Origin of the sequence: Streptomyces deccanensis, from assembly GCF_022385335.1 — a bacterium.
In the GTDB taxonomy this organism is placed as follows: Bacteria; Actinomycetota; Actinomycetes; order Streptomycetales; family Streptomycetaceae; genus Streptomyces; species Streptomyces deccanensis.
Genome location: NZ_CP092431.1, coordinates 1,593,360 through 1,614,099, shown reverse-complemented (window position 1 = coordinate 1,614,099; position 20,740 = coordinate 1,593,360). Strand labels below are relative to the sequence as shown.

Genomic DNA, 20,740 nt, shown 5'->3' with positions numbered 1-20,740 from the left:
CAGGGGCGCGGGGAACTGCGCGATCAACCACGAACCACCCGCAGCCGACGAACCACCCGCTGGACCGAGCTCCTAGTCGGAACTCACAGCACGCACTCCGCCTCGGCGTACCGCTCCGACGGCACCGTCTTCAACGTCTCCACCGCCTCCGCGAGCGGCACCATCACGATGTCGGTCCCCCGCAGCGCGGTCATGTGCCCGAACTCACCCCGGTGCACGGCCTCCACCGCGTGCCACCCGAACCGGGTCGCCAGCACCCGGTCGTACGCGGTCGGCGTACCGCCGCGCTGCACATGCCCGAGGATCACCGGCCGCGCCTCCTTCCCGAGGCGCTGCTCCAGCTCGATCGACAGCTGCCGCGCGATCCCCGCGAACCGCTCGTGCCCGTAGATGTCCTTGCCGCCCTCGTCGAAATCCATCGACCCGGCCTTCGGCTTGGCGCCCTCCGCCGCGACGACGATCGCGAACCGCTTGCCCGCCGAGAACCGCTCGGCGACCTTCGTGGTCAACTCGTCGATGTCGAAGGGCCGTTCCGGTACGACGATGGCGTGCGCGCCGGCCGCCATACCGGAGTGGAGCGCGATCCAGCCGGTGTGGCGGCCCATGACCTCCACGACCAGCACCCGCTGGTGGGACTCGGCGGTGGTCTTCAGCCGGTCCAGGGCCTCGGTCGCGACCCCGACGGCCGTGTCGAAGCCGAACGTGACGTCCGTGACCGCGATGTCGTTGTCGATGGTCTTCGGCACGCCGACGACCGGCAGCCCGCTGTCCGACATCAGCCGGGCGGCCTTGAGCGTGCCCTCACCGCCGATGGGGATGATCGCGTCGAGACCCAGCTCCTCGACATGGCCCTTGGCCCGCTCCACGCCGTCGCGCAGATGCGAGGGCTGGACCCGGGAGGATCCGAGGATCGTGCCGCCGCGGGCCAGGATGCCGGCCACGGAGTCCAGGTCGAGCTTGAGGTAGTCGCACTCCAGGAGGCCTTTCCAGCCGTCCCGGAAGCCGATGACCTCGTCGCCGTGGTCGACGACGGCGCGGTGCACGACGGACCGGATGACGGCGTTCAGTCCAGGACAGTCGCCGCCGGACGTGAGGACACCAATGCGCATAGCCCGAATACCTTCTCGACGTGGGCCGGGGACCGGACCACGTTGTCCGGCTGGAATCCCCGCCACCCTACCGGCGGCAGGGGGCGGGGCCGTAGCGGGCGTCCGCCTGCTGGACGGCCCCGCACAGGTGAGCGCAGGCCTGGTCAGACGGGCTGTCACAGGTGAGCGAGAGCCGCTACGGATGGGCTGTCGTACGGGCACTGAGGAACCGTTTCTCAGGTGCCCGGGCCCCTGCCGGACGCGTTACGCGGGCTGCTGCTGGGCCGACGAGATCCGCTCGTCGCGCAGCGCCTCGAACCAGCGGTCGTCGGTCGGCGGCAGCGCGTTCACGTCCAGTGCCAGCTTCAGCAGCAGGTCCGCGATCTGCGGGTTCCGCGCCAGCACCGGCCCGTGCATGTACGTACCGAACACGGTGTCGTTGTACGCGCCCTCCGTGCCGTCGCCCGTCCCGTTGCCCTTGCCGAGCCGCACCTGCGCCAGCGGGCGGGCGGTGGGGCCGAGGTGGGTGACGCCCTGGTGGTTCTCGAACCCGGTCAGCTGCGGCAGTCCGAGGCGCGGGTCGATGTCCGCGAGGACGTCGCCGACGCACCGCTCGCCCTCGCCCCGGGTCGTCGTCACGTCGAGCAGGCCGAGGCCGGGCTCGCGCTGGCCGAGGTCGTTGACGAACTCGTGGCCGAGGATCTGGTAGCCGGCGCAGACCGCGAAGACGATCGCGCCGTTGTTCACCGCCTGGTACAGGTGCCGGTCACGGCGCAGCCGCTCGGCGGCCAGCCGCTGCGGCCGGTCCTCGCCGCCGCCGATCAGATAGATGTCGCCGGAGGTCGGGATCGGCTGGTCGCTGCGCACGTCCAGCCGGGCCACGTCCAGGCCGCGCTGACGCGCCCGGCGCTCGACGACGAGGACGTTGCCCTGGTCGCCGTAGGTGCTGAGCAGGTCCGGGTAGACCCAGACGACCCGCAGACTGTTGTCGCTCATGAAGTCAGTGCCCCTCAGAGTCGTTCATGGTCGTTCGTGGCCGGACGCTCAGTTGCCCACGCGGCGGCGCAGGTCCTGGAACGCGGTGTAGTTCGCGATGACCTCGATCCGGCCCGGCGGGCACATCTGCACCGCCTGGTCGAGGGTGTCGCAGACCTGGAAGTGCTGATTGGCGACTTCCAGACGCACCGCGAGGTCCAGCTTGCGGTCGCCGAGCACGAAGATCGGGTGGCCGGTGAGCCGGGTGTAGTCCACGTCCCACAGCCAGGAGGTGTCGGTGCCGTCGGCGCCGCGCGCGTTCACCGAGAGGATCACCGGCGACGGCGGCGGGTCGATCAGCGAGAACGTCTCCAGCCAGCCCGCCGGGTTCTTGGCGAGCAGCAGCCGCAGATCGCGCTGCATGAACTGGACCACGTCGTACCGTCCGGCGACCGCCTGTACCTGGTACATGCGTTCCAGGGCGACCTGCGGCGGCACACCGAAGACGGCTGCGGTGGCGGCCGAGGAGGCGGCGTTGGCCTTGTTGGCGCGGCCCGGCAGCTGCAGATGGATCGGCCAGGCCGAACCGTGCGGGTCCAGGACGTGGTCGCCGGAGAGCGCCCAGCTCGGGGTGGGGCGGCGGAAACCGCACTCGCCGCAGAACCAGTCGTCGCCGGGGCGCTGCATCACACCGCCGCAGGACGGGCAGGACCAGGCGTCGTCCTTCCACATCTGGCCGACCGCGACCCAGATCACGTTCGGGGACGACGAGGCCGCCCACACGATCAGCGGGTCGTCGCAGTTGGCCACGACGACGGCCTTGGTGCCGGCCAGGCCCTCCCGCCACGCCTCCGCCATCATGCGGGTCTCGGCGGCGCGGTCGAGCTGGTCGCGGGAGAGGTTGAGCAGCGCGATGCACTTGGGGTCGGTGTCCCGCGCGACACCGGCGAGGTACTTCTCGTCGACCTCGATCACCGCGAACTTGGCGTCCGAGTTCCCGGCGAGGGCCGAGGTGATGCCCGCGGGCATGTTGGCGCCGAGCGCGTTCGAGACGACGGGGCCCGCGGCCCGCAGCGCCTCGGCGATCAGTCGGGTCGTGGTGGTCTTGCCGTTGGTGGCGGAGACCAGGACGACGTCCAGGCTCTGTGCGAGCCGGGCGAGGAGGTCGGGGTCGAGTTTCAGTGCCACCCGGCCGCCGATCACAGATCCGCTACCGCGTCCCGCGGCACGCGATGCCGCCGCGACCGCCTTGCCCGCCGTCACGGCCAGCTTGGCCCGCGGCGTGAGCGGGTCCGAGTTGCCTGCCATCAGTTCTCGATCCTCCTTGCGTACAGCGCCGCGCCCAGTCCCGGCAACGTGTGGACCAAAGCCTATCGAGATCCACTCACGCGCCCGAATCCCGACGGGGCCGTATCACCGGCCGGACCGGCGATATCGGGTCCGAACGTACTCTTGCGGCCATGCGAAGCGGCTCGATTCCCGGCGCCCGAGGGCGCGTTCTCCCCATGACACTGCTCGGGGACCCCGTATTGCAGGCCCCTTGTGAAGAGGTGACGGAGTTCGGGCCCGAACTGGCGCGGCTTGTGGAGGACATGTTCGCGACGATGTACGACGCGCGGGGGGTGGGGCTCGCCGCGAACCAGGTGGGCCGGGGGCTCCGGGTGTTCGTGTACGACTGTCCGGACGACGAGGACGTACGTCATCTCGGTCATGTGGTGAATCCCCGGCTCGTCTCGACCGGGGGAATCGTACTGCGGGGGCCCGAGGGTTGTCTGTCGCTGCCCGGCTTGGAGGCCGGGGTGGAGCGGTACGACGAGGCCGTGGTGGAGGGGTTCACGGTGGACGGGGATCGGGTGCGGGTGTCGGGGAGCGGGTTCTTCGCGCGGTGCCTGCAGCACGAGTGCGACCATCTTGAGGGCCGGGTTTATGTGGACCGGCTGTCGGGGTGGCGTCGGCGGCGGGTGCTACGGAAGGCCGCCCGGGCGTCGTGGGGGGCTTGAGTTCGTCGGCGGGTGCGGGTCGGTGGGGCTTCTCGCGCAGTTCCCCGCGCCCCTGACGGGGCGCGAACGGAACCCTCTAGAAGCCCGGGCCGCCGACCTTGTCGCCCGCTGCTGCCAGGCGGCCCCAGAGGAGGTCTGCGAGGCTGCGGACCAACTCGGCGCGGGTGAGGGGTTGTTCGCCGAGCCACCAGTCGCCCGCCGCGTGCATCATGCCGACGATGCCGTGGCCCCAGACACGTGCCAGTTGGCGGCTGTCGGGGCCGAGGTCGAGTCGGTCCTCTATGACGGTGCCGAGTTCTTCGCCCATGCGGCGCAGGAGGGGGGCCGAGTGCTTGCCGACGTCGAAGCCCTGGTCGCCGGGCTGGCCGCCCTCGGCGGGGTGCATGAGGAAGCGGTACACCTGGGGGCGGGCCTCGATGGCCGCCAGGTAGGTGTCGAGGGTCGCCTCGACGCGTTCGCGGCGCTCCGCCGGGGCGTCCAGCGCGGCCCGCAGGGAGTCGAGGAGGGCGTCGGTGTGACGCTGGGCGAGGGCGGCGTAGAGTCCGCCCTTGTCGCCGAAGTGGCGATACAGGATCGGCTTGGTGATGCCGGCCTCGGCGGCGATGGCGTTCATCGACGCTCCGGGGCCGTCGCGGAGCACGACTCGGTCCGCGGCCTCCAGCAGCTCGCGCCGACGGCGGTCGGCGGACCGCTCCTGGTCGGTCCGCTGCGTGGTGTCCATGAGTCTCTCCCCCAAATACTGATGACGTGACGCCCTGCGCAAACTAACACTGATTGGCACGACCGGATCGAACGGGCTACCGAGCTCGCCCCGGGAGTTGACTTTTCCTACCGACCGGTAACAGACTCCAGTTACCGCAGGTAACATCTTAGTGCAGTGCTGGAGGCGCGTCATGGCCGAGTTCACCATGGAACTCAACGAGGAACAGCGAGAGGTCCGCGACTGGCTCCACGGATTCGCCGCCGATGTGATCCGCCCCGCGGCCGCCGAGTGGGACGAGCGCGAGGAGACCCCCTGGCCGGTGATCCAGGAGGCCGCCAAGGTCGGCATCTACTCCCTCGACTTCTACGCCCAGCAGTACTTCGACCCCACCGGCCTCGGCATCCCCATGGCCATGGAGGAGCTGTTCTGGGGGGACGCGGGCATCGCCCTGTCCATCGTCGGCACCGGCCTCGCCGCCGTGGGCGTCCTCGCCAACGGCACCGAGGAGCAGATCGGCACCTGGATCCCCCAGATGTACGGTGACGCGGGCGATGTCAAGGTCGCCGCGTTCTGCTCCTCCGAGCCCGACGCCGGTTCCGACGTCGCCTCCATGCGCACCCGCGCGGTGTACGACGAGGCCAAGGACGAGTGGGTCCTCAACGGCACCAAGACCTGGGCCACCAACGGCGGCATCGCCAACGTCCACGTCGTGGTCGCCGTCGTCGACCCCGAGCTCGGCTCCAAGGGCCACGCGTCCTTCATCGTCCCGCCGAACACGCCCGGCCTGTCCCAGGGGCAGAAGTTCAAGAAGCACGGCATCCGCGCCTCCCACACCGCCGAGGTAGTCCTGGAGGACGTACGGATCCCCGGCTCCTGCCTCCTCGGCGGCAAGGAGAAGCTCGACGAGCGCCTGGCGCGGGCCCGGGAGCGGGCCAAGGCCGGCGGTGAGCGTGTGAAGAACGCGGCGATGGCCACGTTCGAGGCCTCCCGCCCGGCCGTCGGCGCCATGGCGGTGGGCACCGCGCGGGCCGCGTACGAGGTCGCCCTCGACTACGCCAAGACCCGCGAGCAGTTCGGCCGGCCCATCATCGACAACCAGGGCGTCGCGTTCCAGCTCGCGGACATGCGGACCTCCGTCGACGCGGCGCGGCTGCTGGTGTGGCGGGCGTCCTGGATGGCGATCAACGGCAAGCAGTTCACGGCGGCCGAGGGGTCCCAGTCGAAGCTCTTCGCCAGCGAGACGGCGAAGAAGGTGACGGCGCAGGCTATTCAGATCCTGGGCGGCAACGGGTACACGCGGGAGTACCCGGTCGAGCGGATGCACCGGGACGCTGCTATTTACACCATCTTCGAGGGTACGAGTGAGGTGCAGCGGCTGGTGATCGCCCGGACGGTGTCGGGGATGCCGATCCGGTAGCGCCGTGGGGTGTGACGGTGTCGGTCGGGCTGCGGGCTGCTGATCAGCGGTGACGACAGGTGAACCCGACGGGAGTGCTTGATGACGCGTACGGCCGGAGAAGTGCTGGAAGCGATCACCGCGAGGCTCGCGCCCGATCCGAGCGCCAACCCCCTGCTGCCCCTGATCGACTCCGGTGCCGCCGAGGTCGGCACGCTGGCCGTGCTCGGGCTGGAGCAGCGGCTCGTCATCGCCGCGGACCTGCGCTCCTTCCGCCACCTGGCCGAGCGGTCGGCCGCCGAGGAGCCGGCCTGTGCGCCGTTCTTCGAGATGCTCGCGGAAGGGGAGGCGGTGGCGGCTCAGCGGCTCGGGGCGTTCGTCGCGGCGTGCGGGGTGGACCAGGAGAGTGCGGCGGCGTATGAGCCGCTGCCCGGCTGCCAGGCCTATCCGTCGTACGTCGCCCGGCTCGCGCTGGGCGCGGCCCCGGCCGACGTGGTGCTCGCCCTGAGCGCCAACTTCGCTTCCTGGGGCGGCTATTGCGCGAAGATCGCGAAAGCCCTCCGCGAGCACTACACCTTCACCGACGAGGCCTGCGGCTTCTTCGACTTCTTCGCCGAGCCGGCCCCGGAACTGGAGGAGAGGGCCAGGGAGGCGGTACAGGCCGGGCTGGACGCCGGTCGCATCGACGAGGAGGCGGCCCACGGCTACGGCCGACTGCTCCAGAGCTACGAGTCGATGTTCTGGACGACGCCGGCGCGCCCCTGAAAGGGGCGCGGGGAACTGCGCGACAAGCCACGACGCGCCCGCAGGCGCGTACCGACGTGGGGGCTACGGGGCGTGGGCGAACCGGCCCTCAGCCGGAGGCGCCGCCGCTGCTGTGCGCGATGCACGCCACGTCGATCCGGTCCGCCAGCTTCGCCAGTTCGATCGTCAGGGCCGCCACCGTGTCCTCGTCGAGCTCCTCACCCGCCTCCACCAGGTGCAGCCAGCGCCCGCCCACCGTCCGCAGCAGCTTGCTCACATCGGCCGCAGACACCTGGAGGGTCCCGCGGTCGTCGACGATCAGAGGCAGAGTCACTTCGCGGTTCACAACGGGGATGGTAGCCGCGGAACGCTCACGCCCCGTGCCATACCGTGGTGATGTTGCAGAACTCCCGGATTCCGTGTCCGGACAGCTCACGCCCGTATCCGGACCGCTTGACCCCGCCGAACGGGAACGCCGGGTGGGAGGCGGTCATCCCGTTGACGTAGACCGCGCCGGCGTCGAGGTCCCGGACGAAGCGGTCGACCTCGGCGGTGTCCCGGGTCCACACGTTGGAGCTGAGCCCGAAGGGCGTGTCGTTGGCGATCGCGATCGCTTCGTCGAGGTCGGCGACCCGGTACAGCGTGGCCACCGGGCCGAAGGTCTCCTCCTGGTGGACCCGCATCTCGGGGGTGATGTCGGCGAGGACGGTCGGCGGGTAGAACCAGCCGGGCCCGTCGGGCCGTTCGGCGCCGCACAGGACGGTGGCGCCGCTCTCCACGGCCTCGTCGACCAGCTCCTCCAGGTCCTCGCGGCCCCGCTCGCTGGAGAGCGGGCCGACATCGGTGTCCTCGTCCAGGGGATCGCCGACCTTCAACGCCCGCATCGCCTCGACGAATCGCTCGGCGAAGGCGTCGTACACGTCGGCGTGGACGATGAACCGCTTGGCGGCGATGCACGACTGGCCGGTGTTCTGCACCCGGGCCGTCACGGCGGTCTGCGCCGCCTTCTCGATGTCGGCGGACGGCATCACCACGTACGGGTCGCTGCCGCCCAGTTCCAGGACGGTCTTCTTGACCTCGTCCCCGGCGACCGAGGCGACGGCCCGGCCCGCGGGCTCGCTGCCGGTGAGGGTGGCGGCCTTCACCCGGGGATCGCGCAGGATGTCCTCGACGGCGCCGGAGCCGACGAGCAGCGTCTGGAAGCAGCCCTCGGGGAAGCCCGCCCGGCGGAAGAGGTCCTCCAGGTAGAGCGCGGTCTGCGGCACGTTGGAGGCGTGCTTCAGCAGGCCCACGTTGCCGGCCATCAGGGCGGGCGCGGCGAAGCGGATCACCTGCCAGAGCGGGAAGTTCCACGGCATCACGGCGAGGACCGGGCCGAGCGGCCGGTAGCGGACCAGGACCCGGGAGGCGCCCGAGTCCTTCACGTCCGCGTCGGACGGCTCCACGTCGGTGAGCAGCACCTCGGCGTGGTCGGCGTACCAGCGCATGGCCTTCGCGCACTTGGCCGCCTCGGCGCGGGCCTGCTTGACGGGCTTGCCCATCTCCGTGGTCATCGTCCGTGCGACGTCCTCGGTGTCCTCGTCGAGGAGGTCGGCGGCCCGGCGCAGCAGCCGGGCGCGTTCCGCGAAGGAGGTGGTCCGGTAGGCGCGGAACGTGGCGTCGGCGGTGGCGAGGCGGTGCTCGATCTCCTCCTCGCCCAGGGCGTCGTACGTCTTCAGGGTCTCGCCGTTCGCCGGGTTGACCGTGGCGATGGGCATGCTGGCCTCCTGCGTGGGCTGTCCTTCGACCTTCCCGCGCGACGGCGCACGCCGCAACGCGGACTCAGTCCGAGTGCTCCAGGAGACGGTCGAGAAACTCCGCCTGCGCCGGGACGATCACGGCCCGCGCCCGCTCGACGGTGAGCCACTCCACCCGGTCCAGCTCCGGGAACTCCTGGAGCTGCCCGGACCTGGGCGGCCACTCCATACGGAAGGTGCCCGGGACGACGGTCGCCGGGTCGAGGTCCGCCTCGATCGCCCAGGCCGTGACGATCTTGCCGTTCTTCTGCCGCACCTCGCCCAGCGGTACCGCCTCCCCGTCGGGCGGCGTCAGCCCCAGCTCCTCCTGGAACTCCCGGCGGGCCGCGTCCCAGGCGGGCTCGTCCGGCTCGTACTCGCCCTTGGGCACGCTCCACGCGCCCGCGTCCTTGTGCGCGAAGAACGGGCCGCCCATATGGCCGAGCAGCACCTCGACGCCGTGCTCGGTGCGGCGGTGGAGCAGCAGGCCGGCACTGCGCTTGGGTGTGGTCAACGGGTCACCTCGGGGTGTGCGGCGAGCAGGGCCTCGACCGTATCGGCTTCCGCGGGGGTCTTGTCCTCGCGATAGCGGATCACGCGGGCGAAGCGGAGGGTGACGCCGGCCGGGTAGCGGGTGGAGCGCTGCAGGCCGTCGTAGGCGATCTCGACGACGAGTTCGGGGCGTACGGTCACGCCCCACCGGTGCTCCTCCACGGCCAGCTCCGTCAGCCGCTCCGTCTGCCAGGCCAGCAGGGCGTCGGTCATGCCCTTGAAGGTCTTGCCGAGCATGGCGAAGGAACTGTCGGCGGTGCGGGCGCCGAGATGGAGGTTGGAGAGCCTGCCCGTGCGGCGGCCGTGGCCCCACTCGGCGGCCAGGACCACCAGATCGAGGGTGTGCACGGGCTTGACCTTCAGCCAGGACGCCCCGCGCCGGCCCGCGCTGTAGGGGGCGTCGAGGGCTTTGAGCACGACTCCCTCGTGGCCGCGTTCCAGGGTGGCGGCGAGGAAGTCCTCCGCCTCGGCGAGGTCGCCGGGGCCGTTCACCAGGGTGCGGCGGACGCGCATCGGTTCGGGGACGAGGCGGGCCAGTTCGGTGTGGCGGTCGGTGAAGGGCAGGTCGAGGAGGTCCTGCCCGTCCACGGACAGGGCGTCGAAGAAGACCGGCGAGACGGGGATCTGCGCGGCGGCCGTCGCCACGTCCAGTCGGGAGCCGACCCGTCCGGCGGTCTCCTGGAAGGAGCGGGGGCGGCCGGTCTCGTCGAACGCGATCACCTCTCCGTCGAGGATGAACCGTTCGCCCCGCAACTCCATTGCGGCGGCGGTGAGTTCGGGCAGCCGGTCGGTGATGTCGTCCAGGGTGCGGGTGTAGAGGCGTACGTGGTCGCCGGCGCGGTGGACCTGGACGCGGATGCCGTCGAGCTTCTCCTCGACCGCGCACACGCCCAGCTTGGCCACGGCCTCCGCGACGGAGGACGCGCTGTGCGCCAGCATCGGCTGGACGGGCCGCCCCACGGTGAGCCGGAACGCGTCGAGCGCCGACGCGCCCTCCGCCAGCAGGGCCTGGGCCACGGTCTGGAGCGAGCCGGCCAGCATCACCGCCCGCCGTACGTCGGTGGCGGGGGCGCCGGTGGCGCCGGCCAGCCCCTCCACGGCGAGGGCGTCCAGGGCGCCCTGGCGGACCTCCCCGGTGAGCAGGCCGAACAGGTAGCGCTGCTCGTCCTCGGTGGCCGCGGCCAGCAACTCGCCGACCAGGCGCCTTCGTTCGGCCTGCGAACCGGTTCCGGTGACCGCGCCGATCACCGTCAGCCGGGCGTCGACCTCGCGGACCGTGAGGGTGGGGGTGCCGGCCGGCGGGATGTGCTGGTCCAGGACCTTCCAGCCGATACCGAGTCTGCCCTGGGGCAGTCGGCCCGCGAGGTACGGGATGACGATCGGGACGTCCGCCGCGTCGGCGTCGCGGAAGAGGTCGGCGAGCAGGGTGGTCTTGCGGGACCGGGCCGAGGTGGCGGCGATCTCTTGCGACACGCGGGCCAGCCGGGCGAAGAGCATGGAGCCATGGTCCTACGGAGTTTGGCCGGGCGCCTATTGGGGTGGGGGTGCGGGTTCGTGGGCGGGTGCGGGTGGGTCGTGGCTTGTCGCGCAGTTCCCCGCGCCCCTGGGTGGCCCTTCGGGCCGATCCCGCGTCCGCCCGGTTCTGCCGAAGGCTCTACGCCCGCGTCGCCGCGTCCAGGTCCGTCATCAGGAGGTCTCCGTTGATGGTCGCGCCTGCTCGGTAGCCCGAGGAGGCTGCGTTGATCACTTGTTCGGAGAAGCCCATCGCGTTGCCTGCGGCCCAGACCTCGGGGACCGTGGTCCGGCCGGTCGGGTCGACGACGGGGTAGGCGCCGAAGGGGGTCTCGTTCAGGTCGGCGCCCAGTTTCTCCAGCAGGCCGGTCTGCGGGAGGGGTCGGGGCGCGGTGAAGAGCACCGAGCGGGCGTGGGTCGTGCCGTCGGCGAGCCTGACGCCGGTGAGGCGGTCGTCCTCCACCGTCAGGCCCGCGACCTCGCCGGGGACCACCGAGACCCCGGCTGCCGCGAGGCGGCGCAGGTCCTCATCGGAGAGGTCGCTCTCGGGGACCTCGTGCAGGAACAGGGTCACGTCCTTGGACCACTGGGAGACCATCAGGGCCTGGTGGACGCTCATCGGGGACGTCGCGAGCACGCCGAAGGGCTGGCCGCGGACCTCCCAGCCGTGGCAGTAGGGGCAGTGCAGGACGTCCCGGCCGAAGCGTTCGGCGACGCCGGGGACGGCCGGGAGTTCGTCCTTCAGGCCCGTGGCGACGACCAGGCGACGGGCGCGCACGGTCCGGCCGTCGGCGAGGGCGACGGTGAGGCTCCGGCCGTCGTCCTCCCGGGTCACATCGACCGCCCGGCCCCGGACCAGTTCCACGCCGTAGCGGGCGATCTCCGCACGGCCGATCGCCAGAAACTCCGCCGGGGACATTCCGTCCCGCGACAGGAAGCCCTGCATGTGCGCGGCGGGCGCGTTGCGGGGCTCGCCCGCGTCGACGACCAGGGTGCGGCGCCGGGCCCGGCCCAGGACCAGGGCGGCGGAGAGCCCCGCCGCGCCGCCGCCGATGACGATCACTTCGTACTGTTCGGTCACTTCGTCCTGCTCGGTCATTTCGTCGTGCTCGGTCATGGTGACCACCTCCACGACCGACGGTCGCGCGGGCGCTGCCGTATTGACAAATGTCTTTGCCGAAACTGCAATGGCGGGATGAGTGACACGGGTGAGGTGGCGGGCGGCACGGACGAGGTGCTCGCCGGGGTCGGGCCGCGGCTGCGGCGGATCCGCAAGGAGCGGGAGGCGACGCTCGCCGGGCTGTCCCAGGCGACCGGGATCTCGGTGAGCACGCTGTCGCGGCTGGAGTCGGGGCTGCGCAAGCCCAGCCTGGAGCTGCTGCTGCCGATCGCGCGGGCCCACCAGGTGCCGCTGGACGAGTTGATCGGGGAGCCGCCGGTGGGTGATCCCCGGGTGCGGTCGAAGCCGATCCAGCGGCACGGGCGGACGTACTGGCCGCTCACCCGGCAGCCGGGCGGGCTCCAGGCCTTCAAGGTGCTCATCCCGCAGTCGAAGCAGGAGCCGGAGCCGCGCAGCCATGAGGGCTACGAATGGCTTTACGTGATGTCCGGGAAACTCCGCGTCGTGCTCGGCGAACATGATGTGGTGATGGTGGCCGGGGAGGCCGCCGAGTTCGACACCCGGGTGCCGCACTGGTTCGGGTCGACGGGGGAGGGGCCGGTGGAGTTCCTCAGTCTGTTCGGGCCGCAGGGGGAGCGGATGCATGTGCGGGCCCGGCCGGCCCGGTCGTGACGCACGCGGTCATCGCGTACGCGGCAGCGAGGCGCGCGGTCGTGACGCACGCTACTCGTTCCCGGCTGTTCCCCGGATGGCAAGCGACCGCTTAGTATGCATGCGGCGGTCGGGCCCGGGTCCGACGAAACAGTCCGAAGCAGTCCGTGGAGGCACCGCATGCAGGCATGGCAAGTGCACGAGAACGGCGAGCCGAGCGAGGTGATGCGGCTCCAGGACGTGGAGCGGCCCACGCCCGGCGACGGCCAGGTCCTGCTGAAGGTGCGCGCCGCGAACATCAACTTCCCCGATGTGCTGATGTGCCGGGGGCACTACCAGGTGCGGCCGCCGCTGCCGTTCACCCCGGGCGTGGAGATCTGCGGGGAGACGGAGGACGGCCGCCGGGTCCTCGCCACCCCGGCGCTGCCGTACGGCGGTCTCGCCGAGTACGCGGTCGCCGACGCCGCCGCCCTGCTGCCCGCGCCGGAGTCGCTGGACGACGCCGAGGCCTCGGCCCTGCACATCGGCTACCAGACGGGCTGGTTCGGCCTCCACCGCCGGGCCCGCCTCGAAGCGGGGGAGACCCTGCTCGTCCACGCTGCCGCCGGAGGGGTCGGCAGCGCGGCGGTGCAGCTCGGCAAGGCGGCCGGAGCGACGGTCATCGGTGTCGTCGGCGGCGCCGACAAGGCCGCCGTGGCCCGCGAACTGGGCTGTGACGTGGTGATCGACCGGCGGAGCGAGGACGTCGTCTCCGCCGTGAAGGAAGCCACCGGGGGCCGGGGCGCGGATGTGATCTACGACCCCGTGGGCGGCGATGCCTACACGCAGTCGACCAAGGTCGTCGCCTTCGAAGGGCGCATCGTGGTCGTCGGCTTCGCCAGCGGGACGATCCCCAGCCCCGGCCTCAACCACGCCCTCGTCAAGAACTACTCGATCCTCGGCCTGCACTGGGGTCTGTACAACACCAAGAACCCGAAGCTGGTCCAGCACTGCCACGAGCAGCTCACCGAGCTGGCGGCCCGGGGCGTCGTCAAGCCGCTGGTGAGCGAGCGCGCGCCGCTCGACGGGGCGGCCGCCGCCGTGCAGCGCGTCGCCGACGGCGTGACCACGGGCCGGGTCGTCGTGGTGCCCTCGCTGGAGAACGGAGCCGCCGCATGACCGACGCAGCCGACCTCAGGCGCCGCACGGCCGAGTTGCTGGCCGCACACCCGCCCGCCACCACCGACAAGCTGGACTTCCTGAGGGCCCGCTTCGACGCCGGGCTCGCCTGGGTGCACTATCCCGAGGGCCTCGGCGGCCTCGGCGCCCCGCGCTCCCTCCAGGCCGTGGTGGACGCCGACCTGGAGGCGGAGGGCGCCCCCGACAACGACCCGCGTCGGATCGGCATCGGCCTCGGCATGGCCGCGCCGACGATCCTCGCCTACGGCACCGAGGAGCAGAAGCGGCGGTTCCTGCGCCCGCTGTGGACCGGTGAGGAGGTCTGGTGCCAGCTCTTCAGCGAGCCCGGCGCCGGTTCGGACCTCGCCGCCCTCGGCACCCGGGCCGTCCGCGAGGGCGACGGCGACTGGGTGGTCAACGGGCAGAAGGTGTGGACGTCCAGCGCCCACGTCGCCCGCTGGGCCATCCTCATCGCCCGCACCGACCCGGACGTGCCCAAGCACCGGGGCATCACCTACTTCATCTGCGACATGACCGACCCCGGAGTCGAGGTCAGGCCGCTGCGGCAGGTCACCGGCGAGGCCGAGTTCAATGAGGTGTTCATCACCGACGTCCGCATCCCGGACGCCCGTCGTCTCGGTGACGTCGGCGACGGCTGGAAGGTCGCGCAGACCACCCTCAACAACGAACGCGTCGCCATCGGCGGCATGCGGCTGCCCCGCGAGGGCGGCATGATCGGCCCGGTCGCCAGGACCTGGCGCGAGCGCCCGGAGCTGCGCACCCACGACCTCCACCAGCGGCTGCTGAAGCTCTGGGTCGAGGCCGAGGCCGCCCGGCTCACCGCCGAACGGCTGCGCCAGCAGCTCGTCGCCGGACAGCCCGGCCCCGAGGGCGCCGGCATGAAGCTCGCCTTCGCTCGCCTCAACCAGGAGATCAGCGGCCTGGAGGTCGAACTCCGGGGCGAGGAAGGCCTGTTGTACGACGACTGGACCATGCGCCGCCCCGAACTGGTCGACTTCGTCGGCCGCGACGCCGGTTACCGCTACCTCCGCTCCAAGGGCAACAGCATCGAGGGCGGGACCACCGAGGTCCTGCTGAACATCGTCGCCGAGCGCGTCCTGGGCCTGCCCGGCGAGCCGCGGACCGACAAGGACGTCGCGTGGAAGGACCTCGCCCGATGAGCACCCAGCCGAACCGGCGCGCCGAGCCCGACCTGCTGTACTCGGAGGACGAGGAAGCCCTCCGCGCCGCCGTCCGCGACCTGCTGACCGACCACTGCGACGCGGCCGGCGTCATCGCCCGCGTCGAGTCGGACGCCCCGCACGACCGTGAACTGTGGAAGCTGCTCGCCGACGGCATGGGCCTCGCCGGGCTGCTCGTCCCCGAGGAGCTGGGCGGCCAGGGCGCCACGCCCCGCGAAGCCGCCGTCGTCCTGGAGGAGTTGGGGCGGTTCGTCGCCCCCGTTCCGTACCTCACCAGCGCCGTCGTCGCCACGGAGGCGCTGCTGGCCGCCGACGACGGCGAGCTGCTCGCCGACCTGGCGTCGGGGCGCAGGATCGGGGCCCTGGCCGTCGCCCTGAACGTCTCCGCGGGGACCGCCTACAAGGTCGTACGGTTCGAGGACGGCGCCCTGCACGGGGAGCTGACCGGCATCGCGGACGCGGCCGTCGCCGATGTGCTGCTGGTGCCCGCCGACGACGGCGGCCTCTACGCCGTCGACGCCTCCGCCGTGACCGTCACCCCGCAGGTGTCCCTGGACCTGACCCGGCCGCTGGCGAAGGTCACGCTCGACGGCGCGCCGGGCCGGCTCCTCGGGGACGCCGAGCCCGCCGTACGCCGCGCCCTGCGGGCCGGGGCGGGCCTGCTGGCCTCCGAGCAACTCGGTCTCGCCGAATGGACGTTGACCGAGACGGTCCGCTACCTCAAGGAGCGCAAGCAGTTCAACCGGCCGGTCGGCGGCTTCCAGGCGCTCAAGCACCGCCTCGCGCAGCTGTGGCTGGAGGTCGTCAACCTGCGGGCCGCCGCCCGGAACGCGGCCGACCAGCTCGCCACCGGCGGCGACGACGCCGACCTCGCGGTGGCCGTCGCCCAGGCCTTCGCGGCGCCCGTGGCCGTCCACGCGGCCGAGGAGGCGCTGCAACTGCACGGCGGGATCGGCATGACCTGGGAACACCCGGTCCACCTGTATCTGAAGCGGGCGAAGGCCGACTCGATCGCGTACGGCACGGCGGGCGCCCACCGGGCCGCCCTGGCCGAACTGGTGGACCTCCAGGCCCCCTGACGTACACCGGGAGAAGCGCGAGGAAAGCCCGCCCCACCTGGGGCGGGCTTTTCCGTGTGCGCCCGGCGGCCCCGGTGAACACGGGTGAACGCACGACGGCGGTCCGGCCAACTCCCCGCACGGACCTGCTCATCGGCCCCTTCCGGCTCGCATACTCGCTGGGTCCGCAACCGGCCCACCCGGGAGGCAGAGCATGGCCCTCACCACCCGTCGCAGAGCCCTCACCACCCTCGGCGCCGCCCTCACGGGCGCCGTCGCCCTGCCCGCCACGCGCGCGTCGGCCGACGAACGCAAGCACCGGCCGCGCCCGTTGTGGCGGGCCCACGCGCACAACGACTACGAGCACCCGCGGCCCCTCCTCGACGCCCTCGACCACCGCTTCGGCAGCGTCGAGGCCGACATCTTCCTCGTCGGCGACCAGCTCCTCGTCGCCCACGACCCGGCCGACCTCGACCCCGCCCGCACCCTCGAAGCCCTCTACCTGGACCCGCTCGCCGCCCGCGTCCGGGCCCACCACGGCTCGGTGTACCGGGGACACCGCAGACCGCTGCAGTTGCTCATCGACATCAAGACCGAGGGCGCCTCCACCTACCGCGAACTCGACCGCCATCTGCGGCGCTACCGCCACCTGTTCACCACGTACGCGCACGGCCGGGTCCACCCGGGCGCGGTCACGGCCGTGATCTCCGGGGACCGGGCCGCCCGGGTGCCCATGGAGGCGCAGACCGTGCGGCGCGCCTTCTACGACGGGAGGCTCGCCGACCTCGTGTCCACGACGCCCGCGCCCGCCTCCTTCATCCCGCTGATCTCCGACAACTGGCTGCTGAACTTCACCTGGCAGGGCGTCGGCCCGTTCCCGGACGCCGAGCGCGCCAAGCTCCGGAAGATCGTCTCGACGGTGCACGGGCGCGGGCAGAGGGTGCGGTTCTGGGCGACGCCCGACCAGGCGGGGCCGGGCCGGGACGCGCTGTGGGGCGAACTTCTCGCGGCCGGGGTCGACCACCTCAACACGGACGACCTCGCGGGGCTCGAAGCGTTCCTGGACGGCCGCGCGGTGGCGTAGCCGCGGTCAGGCCGGCCACACCACTCGTTCGGCGGACACGTCCGCCGCACGGACGAACCCTCCGCTACGCCACACTTGCGGCCGAATGCCGCGAAGTGGGCGTGGCGGAGGAGGTTGACGATGGCCGTTTCCATCTCTGTGGTGGTGTTGCTGATGATCCTGACGGTGGTCTTCCTGCGGAGCGGCGCGCTGAAGTTCACGCACGCCGCGGTCTGTGTGCTGCTGGGGTTCTCGATGGCCGGCACGAGTCTGGCGCCGACGGTGCACAACGGGCTGACGGCCACGGCGGACATCGTGAGCAGTGTGAAGCCGTGAGGTGAGGCCGGGGCGCCTGAGGGGGTGGGGGGTGCGGGTGCGTCGGCGGGTGCGGCTCCGGTGGGGCTTCTCGCGCAGTTCCCCGCGCCCCTGAAAGCCCAGGCCCTGCGGGCCTGAAAAGCCACGGGGCGCGGGCAACCATCACGCCTTGGTGAAGACTCCGATGCCGTTCGGGACGGCTCGTTCCGTGCCGTCGGTCGGGTGGTTGCGGACTGTGACCGTGGTCGACCCCGGGGCGCGGGCCACGAGTGTGGAGGAGCCGCCGCCGTCCAGGCTGAACGCGTCGACCGCGCCCAAGCCCCGCATCGTGGCGGCGACTTCGGCGATGGTCAGCCCCGTGCGGTAGGCCGCGGCACCGTCCAGGGCGAGCAGCAGCAGGCGGCGGCCACCGTCGGCGACACCCGCGGCCGTGCGGACCGCCGAGGTCGTGCCGTCGAGGCCGGGCAGCGGTTGGCCGCCCCGCAGGACCGGGTAGCCGCCGAGCGCGAACGCGTACGGCGTGCCCGTCGAGGAGACGAGGAGGTGCCGTACCTCGACCGTGTCACCGGGGGCGAGCTTGCGCAGCTGCTGGGCGCCCGCCTCGCGGCCGACCAGCACGGTCGCGCCGGCCGCGATCGCACCGCTGCCGGGGGTGCCCGCCGTACCGACCACGCGGCCGTCCTCGACCAGCACCTCGTGCGTGTCGGTGCTGCACGGCGCGGCCCGGTCGGTGTCCGTGCCGCAGACGGCGCGCAGTCGGGAGACGCTGCCCCAGTCCGAGGTGAACGCCCCCACCGAACCGACCGGCAGGGCGTACTGGTTGAGGCCGCGGAGCGGGAGGTCGCCCTCGGCGGTGGTGACGGAACCGTCGAGGGCGATGCTGTCGAGGCGGGCCGTACCGTCGGTGGTGACGCCCAGCACGTCCGTGGTGGCGGTACCCGGCGGCAGGGCAGGACCGAAGCGCTGGCCCTTCGGCACGGCGGCCTTGAGCGCGTGCCCGGCGGCGATCGCCGGGCCGACCGGCGCTCCGGTGGCCGCGACGCCGGGGTGCTGGGTCTCGGTGATGTTGAAGAAGTCGCCGTTGACCCCGGCCACTGCGCCCGCCGCGTCGGCCAGCCGGGACACGGTCGCGCGCGAGGCCACCTTCCCCGGGTACAGCAGCCCGACGCCCACCTGGGGATGGCTCAGGTCGACGCTCAGCACATGGGCGTGCGTCAGGCCCTTGGCGGCCCGGATGTCGAACTGGCTGTACTCCACGCCCGGAGCGACGGCGACGGCCCTGGGCGCCCCACTGGCCGGGGCCGCGCCCACGAGGGCCGCGCCGGCCAGCACGCTCCACGCCGAGAGGACCGTCAGTACCGTTCTGAACCGTCGAGCACGCCGTGTCACGGTGCCCCCTGATGTCTCGTCAAATGTCCCAGGACTCAGGGGAAGTGCACCAGACGACTACAGGCCGGGCGGGGGCTCCGCCTCGACGACGCGTGAACGGAGCAGAAAACGCACCCCTTCGGGTGCTTCCAGGGAGAAGCCGCTGCCCCGGCCCGGCACGACGTCCACGATGAGCCGGGTGTGGCGCCACGCCTCGTACTGGCTGCGGGACATCCAGAACCCGACCGCCTCGTCGACCCCGTCGACGGTCAGCTCGGCGAGGAGGACGTCCGAGTTCCCCGTACGGAACTCGCCGTCGGGGTAGCACATGGGGGCGCTGCCGTCGCAGCAGCCGCCCGACTGGTGGAACATCAACGGGCCGTGGGCCGCCCGCAGCCGCCGGACGAGATCGGCGGCCGCGGGGGTCAGTTGCACGCGCGGGACGACATCCATGGGCGCAGTGAACGCCTCGCCAGGTTGCGAGGACGTTGCGCGTCCCTCAGCTCTGCCGCCCGCCGCCGGAGCCGGTGCGGGTGCGGCGGCGCAGCAGGAGGAGGCCGCCGGTGAGGGCCGCGAGGCCGCCCGCGGCCGTCCAGGCCGGGAAGTCGGAGGTGCCGGTCGCGGCCAGGTCCTCGCCGCGGCCGCCCTGGGCGCTCGCGGAGGGGGAGGCGGACGACGCGCTCTTCTTCGTGCCGGAGCCGGAGCCGGAGCCGGAGCCGGCGCGGGAGCCGGTGGCGGAGTCCGCGTCCGTGGACGTCGATGGGGGCGCGCTCGCCTCGGCGGCCGTGGCCCGGTCCCGGGTGAACGCCAGGGTGCCGAAGCCCAGTTGGTCGTAGCCGCCGCTGTTGGGACCGTAGTCGCCGCCACCGCCCTCGGGGGCCGCCTTGGCCGCGATGCGGGTGAGGTAGGAGGCGTCGAGGTTCCGACGCCTGGTGTAGTGGTTGGCGATCATGGCCCAGATGGGGCGCGTCATGTTCGGGTCGACACCGGCCGCGTCCGACGCCGTCTCCCTGCCCGACCAGCCGTTCACCGCGCCCTTCGCGCGGGTGTTGGCCGTGTAGGCGACCTCGCCACCCATGGCCCACTTGGCGACGTACTGGGCGCCCTTGAGGAAGCGGTTGTCGTCGTAGCCGTACAGGTCGATGCCCTGGTTCCAGGCCATCTCGCAGAAGGTGCCCATCAGGCCGACGCCCAGCAGCGCGTGGCCCTGATCGCGGCCTGCCTCCAGCCACTCGCCGAGACCGTCGTCGTGGACGACGGGGATGGCCTTCCTGACCGCGCCGAGGCCCTCGCCGTTCTTGAAGTAGTCGACGGCGCGCGCCACTTGGGCCCTGTCGTCGCAGAAGATGCCGGTGGCCAGGACGCAGGCCATGTTGGCGAGGTCCCAGTTGGGCCAGTAGTTGGTGATCACGGCGCCGTTGTGGCGGACCAGGAAGTCGTCGCTGAGCGGGGCGAAGACCTCGCTCAGCATCGTCTTGAAGCGGTCCAGCTCGAAGTCGCCGTGGTCGCGGACGAGTTCGGCGGCGTTGGCGAACTGGTAGCCGTAAAGGCCCGCCGCGAGGAAGCGGTCGGCGCTGCCCTGCACGCTGGTCAGCGTCGCCGACCAGGCGTTGAGGATCCGCACGGCGGTGTCGGCGTGCGCGGTCTCGCCGGTGATGCGATGGCGCAGGGCGTTCTGGTAGGCGGCGTGGATGTCCTTGTAGAGCTGGGCGTAGTTCTGCGGGGACCCGCCGCCCCGGTAGACCGTCGCGGCCGGGCGGGGGGTCCAGGAGCTCTGGGAGTGCGGGTTGGCGGTCAGCCTCGCGAAGCCCGCCGTGTACGGCCGGGCACCCGCCTTCACCTTGGCCGCCATCCGGGCCAGGTCCGCTGTGGTGTGGAGCAGACCGGGGTGCGCGAAGGCGCCGCCCGCCGCCGAGGCGGGCGTCGCCGCCAGGCCCGTGCCGACTCCCAGGCCCGCCGCGCCCGCGGCGATACCGGCGATCTTCAGCGTGCTCCGGCGGCTGATCTGTGCAGTCACGTGGGGGTCCTCGGGTCTCGGGTACAGGTCGCGGCTGTGCCCG

Annotated in this window: 21 protein-coding genes; 9 read left to right on the top strand and 12 right to left on the bottom strand. The window is 72.2% G+C overall.

The features are described from left to right. Positions 1–83 precede the first annotated feature (83 nt). From L3078_RS07155 to L3078_RS07145, 3 genes are all read right to left on the bottom strand, one after another. Entirely contained in the window at positions 84–1,109 is a 1,026-nt protein-coding gene (locus L3078_RS07155; protein ID WP_239752186.1) for a 6-phosphofructokinase, read from the bottom strand. Between the two features lie 243 nt (positions 1,110–1,352). Continuing rightward, entirely contained in the window at positions 1,353–2,084 is a 732-nt protein-coding gene (locus L3078_RS07150; RefSeq protein WP_239752174.1) for a type 1 glutamine amidotransferase, read from the bottom strand. 48 nt (positions 2,085–2,132) lie between these two features. Next, entirely contained in the window at positions 2,133–3,371 is a 1,239-nt protein-coding gene (locus L3078_RS07145; protein ID WP_005475362.1) for a Mur ligase family protein, read from the bottom strand. Between the two features lie 152 nt (positions 3,372–3,523). Between L3078_RS07145 and def the strand changes: the two genes are divergently transcribed. Further along, on the top strand, positions 3,524–4,063 hold the full coding sequence (gene def, locus L3078_RS07140) for a peptide deformylase (RefSeq protein WP_239752173.1): 540 nt from the start codon (positions 3,524–3,526) through the stop codon (positions 4,061–4,063). Between the two features lie 76 nt (positions 4,064–4,139). Here the strand turns inward: def and L3078_RS07135 are convergent, their stop codons facing one another. Then, positions 4,140–4,784, bottom strand: coding sequence for a TetR/AcrR family transcriptional regulator (locus L3078_RS07135; RefSeq protein ID WP_239752163.1), 645 nt, complete (start codon positions 4,782–4,784; stop codon positions 4,140–4,142). Positions 4,785–4,956: 172 nt separating this feature from the next. Between L3078_RS07135 and L3078_RS07130 the strand changes: the two genes are divergently transcribed. Together L3078_RS07130 and L3078_RS07125 are read left to right on the top strand one after the other, a co-directional pair. Then, on the top strand, positions 4,957–6,183 hold the full coding sequence (locus L3078_RS07130) for an acyl-CoA dehydrogenase family protein (protein WP_239752161.1): 1,227 nt from the start codon (positions 4,957–4,959) through the stop codon (positions 6,181–6,183). Positions 6,184–6,264: 81 nt separating this feature from the next. After that, positions 6,265–6,927, top strand: coding sequence for a thiaminase II/PqqC family protein (locus tag L3078_RS07125; protein ID WP_239752152.1), 663 nt, complete (start codon positions 6,265–6,267; stop codon positions 6,925–6,927). Positions 6,928–7,015: 88 nt separating this feature from the next. Here L3078_RS07125 and L3078_RS07120 read toward each other — a convergent pair whose 3' ends face one another. From L3078_RS07120 to L3078_RS07100, 5 genes are all read right to left on the bottom strand, one after another. Beyond that, the gene (locus L3078_RS07120; protein WP_045562964.1) at positions 7,016–7,252 is read right to left on the bottom strand and encodes a DUF6213 family protein; all 237 of its coding nucleotides are present in this window, start codon (positions 7,250–7,252) and stop codon (positions 7,016–7,018) included. 25 nt (positions 7,253–7,277) lie between these two features. After that, positions 7,278–8,663 carry an NADP-dependent succinic semialdehyde dehydrogenase gene (locus L3078_RS07115; protein WP_239752149.1) on the bottom strand — a complete coding sequence of 462 codons (1,386 nt, stop codon included), beginning with the start codon at positions 8,661–8,663 and terminating at the stop codon, positions 7,278–7,280. Positions 8,664–8,727: 64 nt separating this feature from the next. Next, entirely contained in the window at positions 8,728–9,195 is a 468-nt protein-coding gene (locus L3078_RS07110; RefSeq protein ID WP_239752139.1) for an NUDIX hydrolase, read from the bottom strand. Continuing rightward, the gene (locus L3078_RS07105) at positions 9,192–10,730 is read right to left on the bottom strand and encodes an ATP-dependent DNA ligase (protein ID WP_239752138.1); all 1,539 of its coding nucleotides are present in this window, start codon (positions 10,728–10,730) and stop codon (positions 9,192–9,194) included. Before L3078_RS07105 ends, L3078_RS07110 begins: the two co-directional genes overlap by 4 nt. Before the next feature lie 157 nt (positions 10,731–10,887). Further along, a complete protein-coding gene (locus L3078_RS07100; RefSeq protein WP_239752130.1) occupies positions 10,888–11,862 on the bottom strand; it encodes an NAD(P)/FAD-dependent oxidoreductase in 975 nt (324 codons plus the stop codon). Between the two features lie 78 nt (positions 11,863–11,940). On the opposite strand from L3078_RS07100, the gene L3078_RS07095 reads away from it, so the two are divergent. From L3078_RS07095 to L3078_RS07070, 6 genes are all read left to right on the top strand, one after another. Further along, entirely contained in the window at positions 11,941–12,537 is a 597-nt protein-coding gene (locus L3078_RS07095; protein WP_239752127.1) for a helix-turn-helix domain-containing protein, read from the top strand. 159 nt (positions 12,538–12,696) lie between these two features. After that, positions 12,697–13,674, top strand: coding sequence for an NADPH:quinone oxidoreductase family protein (locus L3078_RS07090; protein ID WP_239752126.1), 978 nt, complete (start codon positions 12,697–12,699; stop codon positions 13,672–13,674). Further along, a complete protein-coding gene (locus L3078_RS07085) occupies positions 13,671–14,855 on the top strand; it encodes an acyl-CoA dehydrogenase family protein (protein WP_239752124.1) in 1,185 nt (394 codons plus the stop codon). Before L3078_RS07090 ends, L3078_RS07085 begins: the two co-directional genes overlap by 4 nt. Further along, positions 14,852–15,955, top strand: a complete 1,104-nt coding sequence (locus tag L3078_RS07080; protein ID WP_239752121.1) for an acyl-CoA dehydrogenase family protein — start codon at positions 14,852–14,854, stop codon at positions 15,953–15,955. The genes L3078_RS07085 and L3078_RS07080 overlap by 4 nt, the downstream gene beginning before the upstream one ends. Before the next feature lie 193 nt (positions 15,956–16,148). Further along, a complete protein-coding gene (locus L3078_RS07075) occupies positions 16,149–17,018 on the top strand; it encodes a phosphatidylinositol-specific phospholipase C/glycerophosphodiester phosphodiesterase family protein (protein ID WP_239752119.1) in 870 nt (289 codons plus the stop codon). 120 nt (positions 17,019–17,138) lie between these two features. Then, the gene (locus L3078_RS07070; protein ID WP_239752117.1) at positions 17,139–17,333 is read left to right on the top strand and encodes a hypothetical protein; all 195 of its coding nucleotides are present in this window, start codon (positions 17,139–17,141) and stop codon (positions 17,331–17,333) included. A 141-nt stretch (positions 17,334–17,474) separates the two neighbouring features. Here the strand turns inward: L3078_RS07070 and L3078_RS07065 are convergent, their stop codons facing one another. From L3078_RS07065 to L3078_RS07055, 3 genes are read right to left on the bottom strand one after another with little or no spacing between them, the layout of a single operon-like run. Continuing rightward, a complete protein-coding gene (locus L3078_RS07065; protein ID WP_239752115.1) occupies positions 17,475–18,701 on the bottom strand; it encodes a phosphodiester glycosidase family protein in 1,227 nt (408 codons plus the stop codon). Between the two features lie 57 nt (positions 18,702–18,758). Next, on the bottom strand, positions 18,759–19,133 hold the full coding sequence (locus L3078_RS07060; RefSeq protein ID WP_239752112.1) for a DUF779 domain-containing protein: 375 nt from the start codon (positions 19,131–19,133) through the stop codon (positions 18,759–18,761). A 46-nt stretch (positions 19,134–19,179) separates the two neighbouring features. After that, positions 19,180–20,697: an alginate lyase family protein gene (locus tag L3078_RS07055; protein ID WP_239752110.1), complete on the bottom strand. Its 1,518-nt coding sequence runs from the start codon at positions 20,695–20,697 to the stop codon at positions 19,180–19,182. Positions 20,698–20,740: the final 43 nt, after the last annotated feature.

Excerpts from the sequence above, each read along its gene's own strand:
- L3078_RS07060 (WP_239752112.1), bottom strand. The coding sequence starts at position 19,133 with ATGGATGTCGTCCCGCGCGTGCAACTGACCCCCGCGGCCGCCGATCTC.
- L3078_RS07080 (WP_239752121.1), top strand. The coding sequence starts at position 14,852 with ATGAGCACCCAGCCGAACCGGCGCGCCGAGCCCGACCTGCTGTACTCG.
- L3078_RS07090 (WP_239752126.1), top strand. The coding sequence starts at position 12,697 with ATGCAGGCATGGCAAGTGCACGAGAACGGCGAGCCGAGCGAGGTGATG.
- L3078_RS07145 (WP_005475362.1), bottom strand. The coding sequence starts at position 3,371 with ATGGCAGGCAACTCGGACCCGCTCACGCCGCGGGCCAAGCTGGCCGTG.
- L3078_RS07070 (WP_239752117.1), top strand. The coding sequence starts at position 17,139 with ATGGCCGTTTCCATCTCTGTGGTGGTGTTGCTGATGATCCTGACGGTG.
- L3078_RS07115 (WP_239752149.1), bottom strand. The coding sequence starts at position 8,663 with ATGCCCATCGCCACGGTCAACCCGGCGAACGGCGAGACCCTGAAGACG.
- L3078_RS07095 (WP_239752127.1), top strand. The coding sequence starts at position 11,941 with ATGAGTGACACGGGTGAGGTGGCGGGCGGCACGGACGAGGTGCTCGCC.
- L3078_RS07135 (WP_239752163.1), bottom strand. The coding sequence starts at position 4,784 with ATGGACACCACGCAGCGGACCGACCAGGAGCGGTCCGCCGACCGCCGT.
- L3078_RS07155 (WP_239752186.1), bottom strand. The coding sequence starts at position 1,109 with ATGCGCATTGGTGTCCTCACGTCCGGCGGCGACTGTCCTGGACTGAAC.
- def (WP_239752173.1), top strand. The coding sequence starts at position 3,524 with ATGCGAAGCGGCTCGATTCCCGGCGCCCGAGGGCGCGTTCTCCCCATG.
- L3078_RS07125 (WP_239752152.1), top strand. The coding sequence starts at position 6,265 with ATGACGCGTACGGCCGGAGAAGTGCTGGAAGCGATCACCGCGAGGCTC.
- L3078_RS07100 (WP_239752130.1), bottom strand. The coding sequence starts at position 11,862 with ATGACCGAGCACGACGAAATGACCGAGCAGGACGAAGTGACCGAACAG.
- L3078_RS07130 (WP_239752161.1), top strand. The coding sequence starts at position 4,957 with ATGGCCGAGTTCACCATGGAACTCAACGAGGAACAGCGAGAGGTCCGC.
- L3078_RS07085 (WP_239752124.1), top strand. The coding sequence starts at position 13,671 with ATGACCGACGCAGCCGACCTCAGGCGCCGCACGGCCGAGTTGCTGGCC.
- L3078_RS07075 (WP_239752119.1), top strand. The coding sequence starts at position 16,149 with ATGGCCCTCACCACCCGTCGCAGAGCCCTCACCACCCTCGGCGCCGCC.
- L3078_RS07150 (WP_239752174.1), bottom strand. The coding sequence starts at position 2,084 with ATGAGCGACAACAGTCTGCGGGTCGTCTGGGTCTACCCGGACCTGCTC.
- L3078_RS07105 (WP_239752138.1), bottom strand. The coding sequence starts at position 10,730 with ATGCTCTTCGCCCGGCTGGCCCGCGTGTCGCAAGAGATCGCCGCCACC.